This is a genomic window from Bacillus sp. 11B20 (assembly GCF_056098985.1).
In genome coordinates, this window is sequence record NZ_JBLZWZ010000007.1 from 726576 (window position 1) to 745996 (window position 19421).

Annotated in this window: 19 protein-coding genes; 17 read left to right on the plus strand and 2 right to left on the minus strand. The window is 40.1% G+C overall.

Translation table 11 applies throughout. The features are described from left to right. The first annotated feature begins 61 nt into the window (after positions 1 to 61). Complete coding sequence (locus ACN6NB_RS07960) at positions 62 to 1831, plus strand: ABC transporter ATP-binding protein (RefSeq protein WP_474253300.1); 1770 nt, start codon at positions 62 to 64, stop codon at positions 1829 to 1831. Then, complete coding sequence (locus tag ACN6NB_RS07965) at positions 1828 to 3546, plus strand: ABC transporter ATP-binding protein (RefSeq protein WP_126681823.1); 1719 nt, start codon at positions 1828 to 1830, stop codon at positions 3544 to 3546. The genes ACN6NB_RS07960 and ACN6NB_RS07965 overlap by 4 nt, the downstream gene beginning before the upstream one ends. Here the strand turns inward: ACN6NB_RS07965 and ACN6NB_RS07970 are convergent. After that, positions 3533 to 3793 (minus strand): acyl carrier protein, encoded by a 261-nt coding sequence (locus ACN6NB_RS07970; protein WP_041084830.1) that lies wholly within the window; start codon positions 3791 to 3793, stop codon positions 3533 to 3535. The two genes, ACN6NB_RS07965 and ACN6NB_RS07970, sit on opposite strands and share 14 nt — an antisense overlap. A gap of 101 nt (positions 3794 to 3894) precedes the next feature. Here ACN6NB_RS07970 and ACN6NB_RS07975 point away from each other — a divergent pair, with 101 nt between their 5' ends. Genes ACN6NB_RS07975 through ACN6NB_RS07990 form a run of 4 tightly spaced genes read left to right on the plus strand, consistent with a single transcriptional unit; the run spans position 3895 to position 7851 of the window. After that, on the plus strand, positions 3895 to 4908 hold the full coding sequence (locus tag ACN6NB_RS07975) for a hypothetical protein (RefSeq protein WP_058837684.1): 1014 nt from the start codon (positions 3895 to 3897) through the stop codon (positions 4906 to 4908). Between the two features lie 19 nt (positions 4909 to 4927). Next, on the plus strand, positions 4928 to 5506 hold the full coding sequence (locus ACN6NB_RS07980; protein ID WP_474253301.1) for a CYTH domain-containing protein: 579 nt from the start codon (positions 4928 to 4930) through the stop codon (positions 5504 to 5506). Positions 5507 to 5512: 6 nt separating this feature from the next. Further along, positions 5513 to 6658, plus strand: a complete 1146-nt coding sequence (locus tag ACN6NB_RS07985) for a nucleotidyltransferase family protein (protein WP_474253302.1) — start codon at positions 5513 to 5515, stop codon at positions 6656 to 6658. A gap of 23 nt (positions 6659 to 6681) precedes the next feature. Beyond that, positions 6682 to 7851, plus strand: a complete 1170-nt coding sequence (locus ACN6NB_RS07990) for a hypothetical protein (RefSeq protein ID WP_474253303.1) — start codon at positions 6682 to 6684, stop codon at positions 7849 to 7851. On the opposite strand, the gene ACN6NB_RS07995 is transcribed toward ACN6NB_RS07990, so the two are convergent. After that, positions 7848 to 8930 carry a serine hydrolase domain-containing protein gene (locus tag ACN6NB_RS07995; protein WP_474253304.1) on the minus strand — a complete coding sequence of 361 codons (1083 nt, stop codon included), beginning with the start codon at positions 8928 to 8930 and terminating at the stop codon, positions 7848 to 7850. The genes ACN6NB_RS07990 and ACN6NB_RS07995 overlap by 4 nt on opposite strands. A gap of 109 nt (positions 8931 to 9039) precedes the next feature. On the opposite strand from ACN6NB_RS07995, the gene ACN6NB_RS08000 reads away from it, so the two are divergent. From ACN6NB_RS08000 to ACN6NB_RS08050, 11 genes are read left to right on the plus strand one after another with little or no spacing between them, the layout of a single operon-like run. After that, positions 9040 to 10269 carry a methionine adenosyltransferase gene (locus tag ACN6NB_RS08000; RefSeq protein ID WP_052468186.1) on the plus strand — a complete coding sequence of 410 codons (1230 nt, stop codon included), beginning with the start codon at positions 9040 to 9042 and terminating at the stop codon, positions 10267 to 10269. Positions 10270 to 10274: 5 nt separating this feature from the next. Then, positions 10275 to 11309, plus strand: a complete 1035-nt coding sequence (locus ACN6NB_RS08005) for a hypothetical protein (RefSeq protein WP_474253305.1) — start codon at positions 10275 to 10277, stop codon at positions 11307 to 11309. Between the two features lie 13 nt (positions 11310 to 11322). Beyond that, positions 11323 to 11874, plus strand: coding sequence for an AAA family ATPase (locus ACN6NB_RS08010; RefSeq protein ID WP_052468184.1), 552 nt, complete (start codon positions 11323 to 11325; stop codon positions 11872 to 11874). 4 nt (positions 11875 to 11878) lie between these two features. Continuing rightward, positions 11879 to 12868, plus strand: coding sequence for a phosphotransferase enzyme family protein (locus tag ACN6NB_RS08015; protein ID WP_474253306.1), 990 nt, complete (start codon positions 11879 to 11881; stop codon positions 12866 to 12868). Further along, positions 12865 to 13593, plus strand: a complete 729-nt coding sequence (locus tag ACN6NB_RS08020; protein ID WP_041084822.1) for an SDR family NAD(P)-dependent oxidoreductase — start codon at positions 12865 to 12867, stop codon at positions 13591 to 13593. Before ACN6NB_RS08015 ends, ACN6NB_RS08020 begins: the two co-directional genes overlap by 4 nt. A gap of 14 nt (positions 13594 to 13607) precedes the next feature. Continuing rightward, positions 13608 to 14381 (plus strand): SDR family NAD(P)-dependent oxidoreductase, encoded by a 774-nt coding sequence (locus ACN6NB_RS08025; protein ID WP_041084821.1) that lies wholly within the window; start codon positions 13608 to 13610, stop codon positions 14379 to 14381. 15 nt (positions 14382 to 14396) lie between these two features. Further along, positions 14397 to 15203 carry a histidinol-phosphatase gene (locus tag ACN6NB_RS08030; RefSeq protein WP_474253307.1) on the plus strand — a complete coding sequence of 269 codons (807 nt, stop codon included), beginning with the start codon at positions 14397 to 14399 and terminating at the stop codon, positions 15201 to 15203. Positions 15204 to 15227: 24 nt separating this feature from the next. Next, positions 15228 to 16310 (plus strand): inositol-3-phosphate synthase, encoded by a 1083-nt coding sequence (locus ACN6NB_RS08035; RefSeq protein WP_474253308.1) that lies wholly within the window; start codon positions 15228 to 15230, stop codon positions 16308 to 16310. 3 nt (positions 16311 to 16313) lie between these two features. Next, positions 16314 to 17165, plus strand: coding sequence for an HAD family hydrolase (locus ACN6NB_RS08040; RefSeq protein WP_474253309.1), 852 nt, complete (start codon positions 16314 to 16316; stop codon positions 17163 to 17165). Further along, positions 17166 to 18302 (plus strand): aminoacyl--tRNA ligase-related protein, encoded by a 1137-nt coding sequence (locus ACN6NB_RS08045; protein ID WP_064498467.1) that lies wholly within the window; start codon positions 17166 to 17168, stop codon positions 18300 to 18302. Beyond that, complete coding sequence (locus tag ACN6NB_RS08050) at positions 18289 to 19419, plus strand: nucleotidyltransferase family protein (RefSeq protein ID WP_126681835.1); 1131 nt, start codon at positions 18289 to 18291, stop codon at positions 19417 to 19419. The genes ACN6NB_RS08045 and ACN6NB_RS08050 overlap by 14 nt, the downstream gene beginning before the upstream one ends. Positions 19420 to 19421: the final 2 nt, after the last annotated feature.

Below are 19421 nucleotides of genomic sequence, written 5' to 3' on the forward strand. Positions count from 1 at the left end.
TCGAAAAAGATGTAAAAAAATTCCGTTTTTTGTTGAAAAAGAGCAAAAGGCTGGTGATGGATTGAAACAAATCGACAAGGGTTCAAAGCAGTTATGGCATGTATATTTATGGACACTTTCATTCTTAAAACCTTATACAGGTAAAGTGATTCTAGTTATTATGAGTGGTTTCGTTATTACCTTGAGCGAGCTCATAATACCTAAATTTATTCAATATTTTATTGAGACCATTTTGCCAGCAAAAGACTTTTCAAAAATGAATGGTTTATTGTTAGGACTGACTGGCTTAATTGTACTTGGCATTATACTGACCGCCGCACGAAATTTATGGCAAAGAAAATTAATTGAACAAGCCTCAAGAGATTCACAATTTGCTGCCTTCCAGCAAATTCGTCAACTTGGTTTCTCATACTACGAACAACATTCTGTTAGTGAAACACTCTCCTTTGTTAACACACAGACACGAGCTGTACAAGAAATTTACAGACGATACTTCCCACAATTTATCAATCAGACATTATTTATCGCCATCTCACTTTACTTTATGATAAACATTTCTATTTTTCTCACACTCATCATCATTCCAAGTTTTATTCTCTACTATGTCTTTGGACCATGGCTTGAAAAAAAGGCAACAATCTACGGTAGACAAAGTGCAGAAGGTTTTCGCACGCTACAAACAAAATTATACGAAAGTCTTGCTTCGATGGAAGAGCTTAGAATTTTAGGCTATATGAAATGGGATATGGAGCGAATTCAACGACTGCATGAAAAAGTGCGCCAAGATCATGAAAAAAATGTGTTTTTCGCCTATTTACGAGGAAGCAACCGCAGGCTGACTTATTATATTGGTGCTCTTGCCACTTTTGGTATTGGTATCCACCTTGTAAAGACTGGACAGCTGACGACAGGTGGTTTTGTGGCATATATCCTATATTATTTTTCAGCGATGCATATGCTTACTTCCATTGTCACACTTTTAACAGAACAACGGATATTAACCTTTCAAATTGAGCCTTTATATCATTTTATGAAAAAAACACCTGATATTAGAGAGCCTCAGCAGCCGGTGCACCTTGATCATGTAGAAGGCGATATCGAGTTTCATGACGTCAGTTTTCATTATCCAAATCATCCTCCTTTATTAAAAGGGATGAATCTACATATTCGGAAGGGTGAAAAAGTAGCGCTTGTCGGTACGAGCGGCGGAGGGAAAACATCACTTCTTAAGCTAATTGGACGCTTTTATGATCCCTCAGCCGGGATGATTACACTGAATGGAGTAGATTTGCGCCATTTACCTACTAGTCAAATAAGAGGTGCGATGGGATTTGTTTTTCAAGAAACGTTCTTATTCAATATGAGTGTAAAGGACAATATTCGTTTTGGAGATACAAGTCTTTCAGATCAAGAGATCATTGAAGCCGCAAAAAAAGCAGACTGTGATTCATTTATAAGAGAATTAGAAAATGGATACGACACCATACTCGGGGAAAGGGGATTAAAACTTTCCGGCGGGCAAAAACAAAAAATAGCGATTGCCAGGCTATTTGCTAAAAATCCAAGTGTTGTATTACTCGACGAAGCCACAGCATCTCTTGACAATGTCAGTGAGCAAAAAGTCCAGCAGGCATTACACCAAACATTTAAGGATTCTACTGTCATTGCAGTTGCACACCGTTTATCAACAGTCAGACATTTTGACAGAATTATTTTTATAAAAGATGGTTGTGTGTTAGAGACTGGATCTTTTTATGAATTGATGAGGAAAAAGGGGCATTTTTACCAATTAGCGTCTGACCGCTCAGAAAAGGAGGCAGGTGTAACATGAGAAAAAATTGGCTGTTTCTTTTAATCACAAGGCAAAAATGGATGCTCCTCCTTGCTCTTTTACTCGTTTTGATTGAAGCAGCAGCTAATTTAGCCATGATAGGACTGCAAAAGTGGCTCATTGATGATGTTCTTTTGCATAGTGGTATCAGTCCACATTTTTCCCAGATCTTGATGCTGTTTGCCATTATATTTCTTGTGTATGTTGTGATGTTTGTGGCGAGTCCGTATGTGATGCATAAAAACTATCTGACCATCCACCATTCATTGCAGAAAATGATGCTAGATCAGCTTCAGCAAGTATCCATGAGATCATATAAAACTCACCCAGTTAGTTTTTATTTACACAAGCTTAATCAAGATGTAAAGACAGTTGCTGTCACGGCTGCTTTACATATACCGAAAATTGTCCAAACGATTTTTATGGCCGTTGTTTTATCTATCGTTTTACTATCTGTGAGTTATGTCTTATTTTTCTTGCTTCTCTTTGCAAGCACTTGTTATTTCATTATCGGTAAAAAAATGGCGAAAACGGCAACAAACATAGCAAAAGATGTGCAGGAGAGAAAATCAGACCTATTCGTGCATGTAGAAGAAGGAATTTCCTCTACAAGGGAAGTTGTCGCATTTGATCGGCGTAAGTGGGAAATTGGTTTGTATGAAAAGCTGTTTAACAAAATGATGGATCGTGTCATGAAGGAAGGTAAGTTTCAAAATAAGCTTCTTTTTTTAACAGAACCATTGAAATGGTTTGGGATACTATCAGTTCTAGTGTTTGGCACATATCAAGTAGCAGCAGGAAACATGTCCATCGGTTTATTTGTCGTCATTTACCAATATGCATCTCAATTAATGAAGAGTTATCAAGAGTTATTCCAGTATGTATTTGAATTTTTCCAACAGCGTGCATCTGTTCATCGAATCGCAGAAGTGCTGCAAATGGAAAACGAAGAAAAAGGAACAAAACAAATAGATGCTGTAGAAGACGTGGTGTTTGAAGATGTTTGCTTTTCTTATGAACAAACCTCTAAAGGCGCTTTAGACGGCTTGAATCTTCATATTCCAAAGGGAAAGAAAGTGGCGATTGTTGGAGCGAGCGGAAGCGGGAAATCGACAATCTCAAAGCTCACACTTGGACTTTACCAGCCAGATAGCGGGGGAATTTTAGTGAATGGGATTGATCTATCAGAGATAAATCCATCTCATTTATTAAGGCGAATAGCCGTTGTTCCGCAAGAACCTTATTTTTTCCCAGATACTATACGCCTGAATTTAATCATGGGCTTAAATGATGTGACCGAAGAACAACTTGAACAGGCGTGTGAAGTTGCACAAATTCTTTCCTTCATCAAAGGGCTTGAAAAAGGTTTTGACACAGTCATTGGAGAGAGGGGAATTTCTCTATCAGGAGGACAAAGACAGCGTTTAGCAATCGCCAGAGCGCTTTTAAAACAGGCTGATTTACTTATATTGGATGAGGCGACCTCCGCGCTTGATCGGCAGACTGAAAGGAAAGTTCAAAAAGGGATAGATGATGCCAAAGGGGGCGGCACCTTGCTTGTGATAGCGCACAGATTATCAACCATACAAAATGCAGATATGATCTATGTACTTGAAGGTGGTGCTGTTCAAAGCTGCGGTACTCATGAGGAGCTGATGGAAGCCTCCTCGCATTACCGCTCTTTATTTATGGCCCAGGTGATTACAGCGTCTTAGTCAGTTTGTTTTTAACCAAAGTAAAGAGTCGATCTAAGGTGCGGAAGTGGTCGGGATGTAATTCTTCATCTTCAAAAGCAATATGAAAGGTGTCCTCTAATGAAATAACAAAAGAGACGATTTGGACAGAATTTAATCCTAAAGCTTTTAAACTATCATCCCGGCTTGGCTGCTCATTGAGAGACAACTTATTCATGACAAGCTGGACAATTTTTTCTTCAACTTCAGTTAGTTTCAGTTCATTCATGTCGCGGCTCCTTTCTAACAGATTGATATATGTTACATTTTGGTTGATGAAGGAAAAAAATGCAATTGTTTTTATAAATCTATCATAAGGGGTGGCATTCATTGTCATATGTAAGCTATCAAAAAAATGATGTTCTTGTCGTATTAGGTGCAGATGAATCAATTCAGAATTTAGTCATAAGTAAAGTACATCCCTATATTGATTGCAGCAAATTAACAGAAAGACATGAAGGAGACGTTTGGACAATTTTAACCAGTGAATATGCACAAGAAATTCAAAAAGAAATACCGCTTGAAGAAGTCTTTTACCAAACGAAGATGGAACCCCGCTGCCGCTACCTGTATCACGGAGAGAAAAAAGTCATTGTGATAGATGAACCAAAAGATGTCAGATGGGCAGCCCAGCATGCTCTACGGTTAATTAGAGTTTTGCTCCGCCTTTTGTGTTATCAGGATGGACTCATCTATTTGCATGGGGGCATGATGGAGATGAACCAAAAGGGAATTGCCCTAGTAGGCGGATCAAGGGCAGGGAAAACGTCCACCATCTTATCCTTATTATCATTAACCGATGCCCGGTATATCACAAACGATGATATAGGTGTTTCATATACGAACACCGAGTACACGGGAACTGGCTGGCCTAGATCTATGAGCATTCGGAAAGATTCGTTTGAAGCCATTGAAAAGCTTGGTACCCCATACAGACTCCAAACATCAAGTCACCCTTTTAACGAGGATGATAAAAGCTATCATTTTGTATATCCAGAGGAGCTAGAAAAATGGTTTGCACGTGAAGTCAAAACAATGGGAAAAATCGATGTGATTGTGTTTCCTGAATTTTTACCTCACGGGCAAACTGGTGCAGAACTATCGAAAATGACATCGCATGAAGCAGCGGAACGTCTGAACGAGCATGCAGTCATTAATCCTGGAAGACATAATGAATTCTTATTACCGTTTTTCACATTGCCGACACCCGAAGAGCTAGAACCATTTCTTAACGCACTAGCGGAAAAGGTGCCTTGTTATTCATTAAAGCAGGCATTTACTTCTTTAGAGAAAGGTACTGTCCTCATTCAAGAGCTTCTTGAACAATCCGACATTGTCGTGTAAGACTTTTTGGAGGTGAGTCATGGTTGAGCAGGAATATAAATATTTGTTGTCACAAACAGATTTTCAGCACATATACGACATGTTCATTCAAAGTTATAGCCCTACTTATATACTTAATTTCAATTACTATTACGACACCCCAGATTTTCTATTAAAACGATTTGGTTATACCGTACGTATCCGTCAAATCAGCGGGAAACTAACACTTGAAATCAAACGCCCCAGTCAAACATCTGGCTATAAAAGAGTAAGAGAAGAAACGTCATTACCTATTGAGGAGTTACCGCGAAAACTAGATCTACAAGACATCATGACGTCTTTACCGATTACAGGTACTCAACAGCCAGAAATGTTAGGGCTATTGGTCACTGAGCGAACAACCTTTCACATTGAGGAAGGCATCAAAGTGGATTTGGATCAAAGCAGCTATCTTGGCATCACAGATTATGAACTGGAAATTGAATATGACAGTGAAAAAGCATATGAGGCAGATCAATTGTTTCATACACTAACTGATGATTTGGACATGCCAGTCAATCGAAAAGGAAAGCGCTCTCGATTTATCACTAGATTTCAATCGTTTTACGGGAAGGAGTAGTCAAACATGCGAGCTGTTTTGGATCAATCCACTCTCTCAAATGAGCAGAGACTGTTATTACTTAGCTCACGTATTCAATTAAATGAACAAGAAGAAGAGTCTATTAGAGCTCTATTGAAAGATGGCATTGATATGCCTAAATTAATTGGACTGGCATCAAGACATAAGGTGCTTCAGCTGATGACACCTCATTTAATTCGCCTTGATGATGAAAAGAGCATTACGACAACATACAAATTTTTGCTTCACTATCACTATATAGGGAATCGTCAAAAAAATGTGGAGAGATTCAAAGAATTCAAGCGTCTGTTACAAACATTCCGAAATGCGAAGCTGAAAGCGGTCCCCCTTAAAGGCGTCATTTTAACCCCGCTTGTGTACAAAGATTATGGACTGCGAATGATGTCAGACCTTGATTTCTTAATTCATCCAGATGACCGGAAAAGTGCCTCATCATTGCTCAAGAAAGAAGGGTTTATCATCGGGAAATATGACTGGGCTGCCGATCAGGAAATACCGATTGAAAGAGAAGAAGAAATGATGTGGAGAATGAATGCCGGGAATCTTTATTCACATATTAAACGGAGCGGAGAAGATTTTTTGAAGGTACACCGAGTCGATTTCTCTTATGATGTTGAGCTGAAAAAAAACTACGAAGCAACAAATGCCTTGCTGGATGCTGCTGAAGAAAAGCACTTTTTTCAAACAGATGTCCATTTGCTCCAGCCATTAGATTTTCTTATCCATCTTGCTTTCCATCTATATAAGGAGGCAACAAATGTACAGTATGTCTACTTACATGCAGATCTTAATTTGATCAAGTTTTGTGATGTAAGGGAGTACGTCATGTTTGTTGAAGAGCAAAATCAGCTTGATTGGCATGCTTTGCAAGTAAGAGCGAAGGAATTAGGGGCCGAGAAAGCACTTTTTTACACGTTTACGTTTTTAGATTTATTGTATCAAACGAACTATATCGATCAATTGAAGCAGCTAGACATGAGTGACCAATCCTTCTTAGAAGCTTATGGAGAGAATGATTTCGGTTCTTTGAAAATATGGAAAAAATCTTTTATTGAGCGTTTTTTCAGCTTAGATAATCGCGATGAACTTGAAGAGGAACCAGCCATACAGCTATTTCCTGAAAGGCAATAGCAAATTGAAGAGGAGGATTCTATATGGATATAAAAGCGCTTTTTGAAAAGCCTAAGAACGATTTTCCTTTTGAAAAGTCATTTGTGTTTGCAGGTATTCATTTTCATATTCTATCAATGGAATTGCAGGCGATTGAAGATATTGAACATTATATCCCAAAAGAATTGGATCGCCGCGAGGGGGATATCCCTTCACAGATTGAAATAAGGTTTATTATTGATCCGGAGCTTGAACAGTCTGTTCGCAGTGCTTGCTTTCAAAAGGGCGAAACCATTATTGCAAAAAGGAAGTTTACTTACAAACGATTAAAATTAGATGACCAAGTATTATTTGCCTCACATGAAGGTGACGAGCCGCACAGTGTGGTGGTCAATAAGGGGCGTTATGCTGTGATTGGAAAAAACAATAATGAATCTGCAATACGCTGTCCACTGCGAATCGTCCGAGAAATTGCCCTTAGAACACTAGAAAACCAAGGTGGATGCTTTACACATGCAGCAGCTGTTTCTTTTGAAGATGGCCAAAAAGGAGCGCTCATTATCGGCGATAAAGGTGCCGGGAAGTCAACCACTATGTGGCAGTTTTTGCATCATGGAGGAGCAGATTTTATCACAAACGATCGTTCCATTTCAGTGCTTGAAGATCAGGAACTGACTGTGTATGGATGGCCGATGTGCTTGGCGCTTGGAGTAGGAACTGTCCAAGCCACAACAAATATACAGGAACTGAAAAATAAACAATTCAGCCGGTCTCAAGATGAAAGAATATGGGATGAAGCCATATCAACAGAGGAAGAGGCAAAAGAAAAATGGGCGAGCGGCTGTAAATTTGAAATCACACCGAAAGAAGCTGCTGAAATGACAGGAACAACGATTCGGAGCTCTACGAAAGTAGATATGGTGATTTTTCCTTCACTTAAAATAGGTTCGGGTGAGATTAGGCTTGTGCCGGTAAAAAAAGATGATCAAAGAGCAAAAGAAATTATGACAGCAAATATAAGAGAACCAGAAGATCCCGACTATTTAAAAGGGTGGCTCGGACTTCGACATGTGTCAGATACCTTTCTGAGGCAAAAGGCATCTGAGCTTATCCATCACTTGTTTAACATGCCATGCTTTTATTTAGAGGGTGATCCGCGTTACCTGCAGGATGCAATTCCAGATCTGTTAAACAAAAAAGTCAGTTCGATTTAAAGAGACGATTGTCTAAACATTCGTTTGAGCCGGTCTTCACGTTTTTTCATTTGCTCGTGATCTGCTGGCAGCAAAATTTGAAAGAGCATTTCGGCAATTGGCCGTGCGAGCCTTTCGTCAGAGTTCATGAGAATGCAAACTCCTAATTTTTTCTTTGGAATGAATCCAATATAGGAGGTGAACCCTTTAATTTCTCCGCTATGTTCAGCTAAGGTGAAACCGTTAAAAGGTCTCAAAAACCATGAAAGACCAGCACCTCTGCTGAAATCTTCTTCAACCATAACGGGGCTTTGCATTTCTTTTAGCGAATGCTGATGAAGCAGGCTGTTTTCACCGTATTGAGCTTGAATGAATTGAATCAGATCATCTGCTGTGGAAAGTAGTCCGCTTGAACCATCCTCCCAAGAAGGTGTTTCAGCACTTGGATAGGATACGTCAGACAGGCCAGGGGAAGAAACTGTATACCCTTTGGCTGTAGATGCTGTTTCAATAAATCCGGTTTGCTTCAAATCGAGCGGTTTTAGTATGTGGGAATGCACTAATTCTCTATATGGCATATGACTCACCTTTTCTAGCACTTTACTTAATATAGAGTAGCCAAGACTGGAATAATTGATGATAGACCAAGGCGGTGTGAAAATAGTGAGTATTTCAATACACTGAGCTAGAGTCATCTCTCGTAAATGAACGGCTTTGTCGAGTGCTTTGGGCAGGCCTGAGATATGAGAGGCAATCATTCGGAAAGTGAGTGGAATTGGTTCAGGTAAGTGACTTTTTATGGAAGAAAGCAAAGGTTCGTAAGTATGAATGGGTTCATCGAGTTGAATGAATCCTTCCTCTCGCAATTTCATCATCACCATTGCAGTAAAAGGCTTAGTCACAGAACCAATTCGAAAGGTTGTGTCTTTTGTAACAGGGATGCTGTTTTCAATATCAGCGAGGCCCTCATACCACGACCAAATGTGCTCATCTTCATGAGAAATACAAATGGAACAGCCGGGAATTTGATGTTGCTCCAATAATTTTCTAATGTCGGTGGTTGTATCTTGCAGACGCTGCAGGATCGATTCATTGATCAAAATAGACACCTCTTTCATACAGAATATATATATATTACCAAATGTTTCATGTTGTTTTAAGATGAACGATCAATATTTTTATATTTTAAAAGAGAGCGGGCGATAGAAAATGAAAACAATTCAAAAAACCATTCTTGATATTTTAAAAGGTGATGGACAAGATATAGAACAAATTCCATATGAGCTTGTGGAACGTAAAGGTGTAGGACATCCAGATACGATGTGTGACGCCATAGCAGAAAGAGCTTCTCAATACTATTCTCAATATTGCATGGAGCATTTCGGCAGAGTGGCACACCACTGGTTTGACAAAGTCATGCTTCTTGGCGGAGATGCGGATGTCACGTATGGGAAAGGGACAATGGTCAAACCGTATCAAGTTGTGTTTGCTGGAAAAGGGGCATACGCATACGGGGATGAGCCCATTCCTCTTAAAAAGATTCTTTTCGATGCGGCAAAGGATGTGTTATCAGAGGTGACAACAGGATTTGATCCTGAAGAACATCTCGTCATTGACTGCCGAATCGTCGATCATCAGGGGGCAGGCCGCAAAAATTCACGATATCGTCCGATGGTTGAAACGGACATGATTGAAATCGGTGATCCAAAGCTTGTGTCAAACGACTGTAACTTACTGCATGCTCATGCTCCGTTAAGCCGTCTTGAGAAGCTGGTCCTTTATACAGAGCGTTATGTGAATGGACCAGAATTTAAAAAGGTCAATCCAGATACCGGCTGGGATGTAAAAATATTTGGAAGCAGACGTCATGAAGATTTCAAACTCATTGTAAACATGCCATTTCTAGCTAAAGATATTCATAGTCTTGAGGAGTATTTTGCTCGCAAAAAGGAATGTCAAGATCAAATCGCTCGCTATATTCATGAAACGTTAGGCCTCACGCCTGATCTCATGCTTAACGCAACAGATCGCAATGGCCGTCCGTACTTAACAGCGCTAGGTTCTGTAGCAGATACCGGCGATGTAGGAGTTGTTGGAAGAGGAAATAGATTAAATGGACTGATCACCCCAATGCGGTCTATGAGTATTGAAGCGCCAGCTGGGAAAAACCCGCTTGATCATACAGGGAAATTATATGGGGTGCTCGCACAACGGTTGGCAGATCAAATTTTTGAAACGATTCAAAAGCCAACAGAAGTGCATATCTTTACTTCAAAAGAGGCACCGCTCCACAACCCTGATGAAATTGCCGTCCGTATTCAGCAGTGGGATGGAAATGAAGTTGATAGAAAAAGAATTGAAGACCTCGTCATGAATGCGGTTCATTCCATGGGCGATGTGACAACAGATTTAATTTTTAAAGGCGTGACAATGTGGTAAAAAGGATGAAAAAAAGAGTCATTGAAGCCGTTCAAGCATGTATTCATACAAAAGAACCTATGGCAGTGACCATTCATCCATATGAAATTGAAAAACAACAACAATTGAATCAACATCATCTTCTGTTGATGCTAAAGCCTGAATTAACAAGTATCAATAAAGGTGTACAGCTTGATTTAATACTAGATGAACTTCTCCAACGATTAGATGATCGTGAGGTAGAAATAGGAGCCGTGCGCGTTATATCATCCTTATATTTGAAAGAAAAGAAAATCATTGAAAATCAATATGGGATGCTAAATAAAATTTCTAAAAACGGTCTGAGTGAAGTGTCAGATGCAGCAAAAAAGATGCTCGCCATGAAATACCCAGAGTTTAAAAAGAAGGAACATTTCATATATGGAGCCCATCAATTTTTACAAAAGTACAAAGAGCTTACGCCGTATGGTTTAGAGCTGTTAACCCGAAACGTTAAGGTAGACAAGCTGGGTGCGGGCACATATGCCATAGAGGCCGAGGTGGATGGAGAAAAGATGCTTCTGCTCAATTCATTCCACCCTTGTCAAATAGAATGGTTCACTGCACCTGCAAAGTCTATTATCGTCATTGAATGTTTTTCAAAGCAGCCTATGAGGAAGTTAAGAGAAGATTTTATCGGTGCAACGGATCCTAAAGAGGCAAAAACGGGTTCTTTTAAACACATGCTGCTGTCGGAGCAAAAACGGTTTGGTTTATCTAACGTGTGTACCCGGTTTAATGGCATTCACCTGTCACCGGGTCCTGTAGAAGCAATGGCGGGAATGATTCACTATTTTAGTACACCTGAAACAAGATTGACTCCCGCACATACACTTTTTGGCCAGCTGTTAAAGGAAAATGGCTTTTCGCCGGAAGCATTAGATCTATTATGTAAAGATGTGTCCATTCATTCAAGCGAAACACCTGTATTTGAATTAACAGAAAACCTGAATTGGGATGAAGCACTTGATTTGCTAGTAAAAGTGAGAAACGACATTCAAAAGCATGAACGTGTTCTGTAACGGAGGGAACAACTTGAACAATAAAGGAGCTAGCCAGCGAATTTGGATTGTCGGTCCACCTGGATCTGGAAAAACAACCCTTGCACATCAATTGAAGCAGGAGTTAACGTTACCTCACTATGAACTTGATGCCCTATTCTGGCAAGCGAATTGGAAAAAAACAGATAAGACGGTGTTTATCGATAGTGTCCATGAAATTGTTAAAGAAAAGAAATGGGTCGTTGATGGTCAATATTCATCTGTTCACCACATATTGGCTGAATATGCTGATACGATCATTTGGCTTGATGTCAAGAGAAGACAGACATTCCCCCGCCTTATGAAAAGGACATTCAAACGGCTCATCACAAGAGAGAAACTTTGGAATGGAAATAAGGAGCGAATGGGTAATGCGCTCCAATTTTTCTCATATGCCTTTCAAGTCTATCCAGAGGTGATTCATCAAAACGAAAAGCTTTTTCACAAATTAAAAGAAGAATCTCATGTGAAATGCCTGCGCATAGACAAGCGGGACGAGGCAGACCAGGTGCTTATGAAAATCCAAAACCTTGAGAAAAAGGGGTGAGGACATGACGACATTAGATGATGCTTATAATGTCCTGAAATATTGGTTTTCTGAAAAGCCGATTCGTTTAACACCTTTAAACGGAAGAAGCCCTAATGAAGGGTGGCTTGTAGAAACGATCAAAAACCGCTTTGTCTTGAAAAAATGTGCAAGAAATCATGATGCGGAGTGGCTTAAGTATTTAGAGGATTTAACAGATGCTCTGCTTGATCATCATTTCCCGATCCAGCCTATGGTGAAGACAGAAGACCATCGTAAGACCATTTTATTCAAAAAACATTTTTGGCAGCTGCGGCCCTATTTTGAAGGAAGACCATATGAAATGGGAAATCGTTCAGATGAACAAGAAGCCATTCGGGTATTAAAACAGCTTCATTCATTTAAGAACTTACCGAAAGGGCCTGTGAATCCAAACTGCGAATTGAAGAACTGGATTGCTTCTCCGGACGAAACGCTCGGCAAGACGGCTTACGCACTAAAAAAGGTTGTTTCTTCTAAAAAGGCTGCTGCTTTGCTCAAAGTGTATGATCGAGAACTAATGAATATCATCACGCTGTTAAACCCTAGTATATACGAAGCATTACCTCATGCTGTGACACATGGTGACTTTCATTCTGGCAACCTGTTAATTCGTAACAAAAAGCTTGCCATGGTTCTTGACTTTGATACAGCAGGCTTTAGACCACGAATATATGATGCAGCCATATCTGCATTTTTATTAACGAGAATCAAAAGAGGAACGTTTCAACTAGATATTGTGAAAACGATTCAATTTTTAAAGGCATATGCAGATGATTTATCCGAATATGAATGGCGTTCTATATCTGCGTTTATCAGACTTTTATATATTCCAACAGAGCGGTATTTAACACTGCTGCATACCTATACACCTCACCTATTAAACTGGTATATTGATTGGTCTTTCGAAGCACTAGAATCTGCATCGAACCAGCTGAAGGAAGATTGGTATCTCCAAAAGGAGATGAGAATATGAAGGTCGCTGTTGTCACTGGTGGAAATAGGGGCATAGGCAAAGAAGTGTGCAGACAGCTTGCGCAGTGTGGAATGCTGGTTATTTTAACTGCACGGCAGTTTGAAAGTGCCAAAATAGCTGCGTCTGAAATGGCTGAGCATGTTGTGCCATTTCAGCTGGATGTAACAAATGAAGAATCAGTTGAACGTTTCTCGCAATTTATGAAAGATTCGTTTGGCAGAGTGGATGTGCTCATTAATAATGCCGGTGTCTTTCATGACAACATAAAGGATCACACATTTCCATCTTTTCTAGATCTTCCGGTATCGACTCTTCAAGAAACGATGAATGTGAATGTGTATGGTGCAGTCAGAATGACCAAGGCCGTTTTCCCTTACATGAAACAGGGAGGATATGGACGGATCGTCAATGTATCTAGCGGTATGGGAAGGCTTTCGGCGATCTACGCTTCAGACGATGTCAGGCGTGACGGAAAAAGCGGTCCTTACTACCGGATGTCAAAAGCGGCACTGCATGTTCTCACAAAAGTCACCGCTTTAGAAGGGGCACCCTATTCTATTCTTGCGAATGCAGTGTGTCCTGGCTGGGTACAAACGGATATGGGGACATCAGAGGCTGTTAAAACCACACAGGAAGGTGCATCAGGAATCGTGTGGGCGGCACAGCTGCCCCGAGATGGACCAACAGGAGAATTGTTGAGAGACGGGCAAAGACTTCAGTGGTAAGAGGAGGCAGCTACATGCGAGGTATGAAAGGAAAGACGGTTATTGTGACAGGCGGAGCTCAAGGGATTGGATATGCGGTCGCAGAACGAGCCGCACAAGAAGGCGCACAAGTCGCCATTGCTGATCACCATGTAAATTACGGAATGTCAGCAGAAGAACAGCTCAAAGCAAATGGATATGATGTTTTGTTTATAGAGGCTGATATTGCTGATGAAGCATCAATTGTTTCAATGATCGAAAAAACAGCCAATCATTTCGGAAAAATAGACATGCTGGTGAATTGTGCAGCCGTTTTTATCATGCGAGGTCTTGAAGCAACCGTTGAAGAATGGCGGCGCATCATGGATTTGAATATTATGGGACAAGCACTTTGTGTGAAACACACTGCGCCATACATGGAGAAAATAGGAAAAGGATCGGTTGTAAATATTGCCTCCATTTCAGGCCACATTGCCCAGCCGAAATATTTAACATATAACGCGACAAAAGCAGCAGTTGTCAACATGACCCGGTGCATGGCAATGGATTTGGCGGATGCAGGTATTCGTGTAAATGCAGTGAATCCAGGTACGGTATGGAACAAAAATAACGAGCGGTTCCATTTGGAAGAGCTTGGATTAACAAGAGAGCAAGCAAATCAGCATCCTGATATTGGCGGGATGCACATGTTGAAACGAACCGCTGATCCAGAAGAGATCGCATCTGCTGTCATCTTCCTTCTTTCAGATGAAGCGAGTTTTATTACAGGAGAAAATTTGATGGTTGACGGCGGCTATACTGCCATGTAGAGGAGTAAAAATTGCATGAAATTTGATCTGCACACACATCATCAACGCTGTGGTCATGCGGAGGGGAACATCAGAGAATATGTCGATGAGGCTGTGAAATTAGGTCTGGACTTTATTGGGATTTCGGATCACTCTCCCTTCTTTGGTGAAGAGGCTGACCACTTTAAACCATGGGTAGCGATGGCTAAAAGTGAATTTCAATCATATATAGAGGAAGTCCTGCAGTTGAAAAGGGAATATGACGGAAAAATTCACGTGCTGTTAGGTGTTGAATCTGACTATTTTCCAGAACACGAGGCCCTTTACCGAGACGTGTATCGACATTATCCATTTGATTATATCATTGGCTCGGTTCATGTCAGTAATGGATACGACCTATTTAACCGGAAACGGTGGGAACGAATCACAGAGCAGCAAGCCATCATTGAAAAAGACACATATTACCAGTTGATTAAAATGTCTGCTGAGAGTCAAATGTTCGACGTTTTAGGCCATATTGATGCCTTAAAAGGTTTTTATCCAGAGATTGCTCATCTCAAAACAGAAGCTGTCGATGATGCACTAAAAGCAATTGCGGAGAGTGGTTCTGTCATTGAAGTGAATACCTCTGGCAAAACAAAAGACTGCGGCGGCTGGTATCCATCAATGGATCTATTAGAGCGAGCCAAATTTTATGGTGTGGATGTCACGTTTGGCTCAGATGCCCATCAGCCAGCCCGCGTAGCAGATGATTGGCTGAAAGTAAAACAGGTGCTGAAGGAATTAGGTTATCGGGAATGGTATATCTTTCAATCTCGTCAAAAGCGAAAATTGGCTCTATAAATTCTAAAAAAAGGGGTTATGAAAATGACAAAAGTTCGCGTAGCAATTGCAGGAGTAGGATCATGCGCTTCAAGTATCGTTCAATTTGTAGAATTGGCAAAGGAAAAGATGGATACGCTCTCCGGTGTTATGCATGATGTCATTGGAGGTTATCACTTGTCTGATGTAGAATTTGTTGCAGCTTTTGAAGTAGATCAAAATAAAGTAGGAAAAGACTTATCAGAGGCTATTTTTACTAAACCAACGGCTGCAGTAAAACATATAGATGTCCCGTTATTCCAAGTAACTGTTGAAGCAGGTCCTTTGTGTGATGGTCTTGAAGGAGATTTGTCCAACTGCATTCAGCCGCATGAACATTCATTAAAAATGAACACACATGATGTGACGCAAAGATTAAAGGACGTTCAGGCAGATGTACTAGTCTGCTTCTTACCGACGGGTTCATTTGAAGCAGTTCGAGTATACGCAGAGGCATGTGCACATGCGCAAACTGCCTTTATTAATGCGACACCTGAACCGGTGGCAAATGATCCTGAATTTGTCAAAATGTTTGAAGAGTCGGATACCCCGCTCCTTGGAGATGACTTAAGAAGTCATTTAGGTGCCACAACACTGCATACAGCGTTAATTGAGCTATTAAAATCCCGAGGGATTGACATTACCAATACGTACCAATTGAATGTCGGAGGCAATACAGACTTTTTAAACCTTGCCAACCCAATGAGATCAACGAGTAAACAAAAATCGAAGAGAAAAGCATTATTTGCCTCTGGTATTGATGCCAGCGAAGTGGCAGCAGGTCCAAATGGCTATGTCAGCTACTTAGGAGATCATAAAGTCTGCTTCTTGCGATTGGAAGGAAATTCCGTTTTGGATTCAGACATTTCGCTTGAAATTCGTTTACAAGTAGAAGATTCTCCGAATTCAGCTGGTGTTATCGCTAACGCAATGCGTGTAGCAAAAGCAGCTAAAGACATGAATCACAGCGGTGTCATACATGACGTTTGCCCATTCTTATTCAAAAGCCCTCCAATTGGACAAGTAGATTCAGAATCATTGCGTCTATTCAATGAATATGTAGCAAATGCTCAGCTGAAAAAGGTGTGATCAGTGGAAGCAGAACTAAATCTTTGCGAGATAAAATTTGCCGCTTTTGACTTGGATGGAACATTAATTGATGACAGAGGCAGGCTTATTGGTGATGTCCATGGCGCAGTGAACATGCTGCGCCAAAGAGGCATTATTTCAATGATTGTCACAGGCAGAACGTATGATTCTTTCTTCTCTCTGAACTTAGATCCATCTTTACTCGATTTATTTCATCATGATGTGTTGTTGAATGATGGAAATGTGATTTGCCACCATCAAAAGAAAACATTTGACGTTATACAATATCTAGATGCTGCTAAATGCCGGCAGGTCATCTCATCACTTGATGGTCAAGCTGAATTTGTCATGGAATCACACGGGAAGCATGTGGCATCCAGTAAAAGCGCTAAGTTGAAATATTGCATGCTTTACACATTTCCACGAGAAAAAATAGAGGTTGGTCATCAGAAAGAATTCAGATTTGACCGTGTGACAAAGCTATTTATTTTACCGAAACAAAAAATAGATATCGCTCATCTATTAAGAGATTGTCATTGTGATGTTGCGGATGCACAGTTTTTAAATGCACAAGTGATTTCCCCGAAAGGAATTTGTAAGGCAGATATGCTTGAACGTCATTTATTAGATTGTTTTGGAGAAAGTGATTTACATCGTGTGATTGCTTTTGGCAATGGTTACAATGACAGACTGCTGCTGAAGAAGGCGAGGTGGGGGCTTGCAGTTCAAGATAGCCATCCATCGGCGATTGAGTTATGCGATGTACATCTGGGGGAGTCTATTTATGAATATCTTGATAAAGTTTTACAATCATTAGAAGCACCAAAAGTGATCAATGAAAAGGGAGGTATTTAGTTGAAAACCCTTCAGCTGCCTTTACCAGATGCACTAGAAGATACAATGATACCGGATTTTGTGGAAAGAGTTTCTTTTCTATCTGCTCACATTTTGCACGTTGATCTTCTTGAAGAGGAATCTGTTATAGAAGTAACAGTAGATCAAACGGGAGATGCAGAGGCAATATCAGCTGCGTTTTTAAAGTTATCGTCAAATGTAGCTCAACTGCGGAGGTTTCGTGAAAAGGAAATGAAATCAAATATTCATTTGTCCAATGAGCCTGTTCATTCGAAACTAAGCGAGGATGATCAAAAGAGAACCTTCTATGATGAAATTGAAATGGAACTCTCACATTATTTTGATCAATTATTCTTAAATATGGGAGCTTCACTTGGAGCCAAAATAAGAAGATACCCTTCTACGATGAGTAAAGAATTAATGGAAAAATGTAAATACCATACGAATTTTCCGCAAAATATTTATTCTGTTTTTGAAATACCTCATGATTACCAAATTATTGATGACATTCGAGAAAAGCATCATGGTTTTCTGCCTGAACACTTCCAGCAAGCAGGCCGTTTTTTACAGCCGTGTATTTGTTATCACTGTTATGAGGAATGGGAAGGAAAGACCTATCTAGACAATCAAATGATGACAGCAGCGGGGCAGTGTTTTAGACATGAAATTTCTTGGAAAGTCGATCCTCTTCGGAAACTAGAATTTAGTATGCGTGAAATTGTCTTTATCGGTGATAACGAATACATCAACGAAACAAGAAAAACACTTCTTGAACGCACATGGCAATGTTTTCATCAGCTTGGCCTTAGCGGAAAAGTCACGACCGCAAATGACCCCTTTTTCTTTTATGATGATATGGATAAAGCGAATTATCAATTAATGGCGAATAGCAAATATGAGTTAGTAGCTGTGACAGAAAAGAAAGACGTTTCGATCGCTTCTTTTAACGACTGTGGAGAGATGCTTTGTGAAAGGTTCCAGATCAAGGGAGAAGATGGTATGCCGCTTTATTCAGGTTGTGCTGCATTTGGTATCGATCGATGGGTGCAAGTCTTTTTACAAACGTACGGTCGAAATCGAAAGAATTGGCCAAATGAGATGCTTCATATAAAGGAGGGTCACTATGCTGCAAAGTAATCTGACTCAAGAAGAGCACACAGCCCTCATTTTATCTGATCCTTTTTTAGAAGACAGCCAGATAAAAGAGATGCAGGAGCTTCTGTATCAGCAGCAAGACTGGAATGTCATTCTCGGAATGCTGCATGTTCACCGGACAGCCGGTATTGCATGGAAAAATATTAAACGTTATGCCATTCATTTAAGAAAAGATTTTAAAGCAACTTATTTTTTAAAGTCATTAGAAATTATGTATAAAGGGCAATTAGAAACGGCACGAGACAATATTACGTTAAATGATCAGTTATTCAAAGCACTTGATCAAAAAGGAATTGAGTATGCCATTGTAAAAGGAAGTGTGCTTGGCCAGTGGGCATACGGCGATGTAGGGCTTCGCTTATTTGGAGACAACGATCTCTTTATCTCACAAGATCAGCTGCAAGAAACCGGACATGTATTAAAAGAATTAGGCTATATTCAAGGTTCTTGGAACTATGAAACGGAGACAGTCACACCTGCGAAACGAAAAGACATTCTTTACCTCATCATGAACTCACATCAAACCTACACCTATATGAAACCTACACCAGAATGCCGCTTTATTGATTGTCATAAAATTGATGTTCAGTTTTCAGTTGACCTCATGACAGGAAACCGGACAGATTCAATTGTCCAAGAAATGCTGTCTAGACGAATTCAAACGTCTGTTGATGAGCATCTTGTATGGTCATTAAAAGAAGAGGATATGCTGATTTTCTTATGTATTCATTTTTACAAAGAGGCGATTTATTTAAATGAAGTGGAGTCAATGAAAGACTTGCTGCTTTATAAGTTGCTTGATATATATGGCATGTTTATGAAAGAAGACCTATTGGATGTGGAGTTGTTTGTCCGTCGAACGAAAGCGTATGGCTTTGAAAAGATGGTCTATTTTGCTTTGCATTATGTGAATGAAGTCTTTCCTCATACGATTTCTGATCTTGTCATGGATGCACTTCAGCCTGAATCACTTGCTTATTTATCTGAAGTGCTGGATGCAAATGATGTCGTTCATACCTGGAATCAGCCTATTCGCAAACGATTTTTTCACATTAACCGGTCTTTAGAAATACAAAAGCATTCTGTTCATAAGGAGTAGTG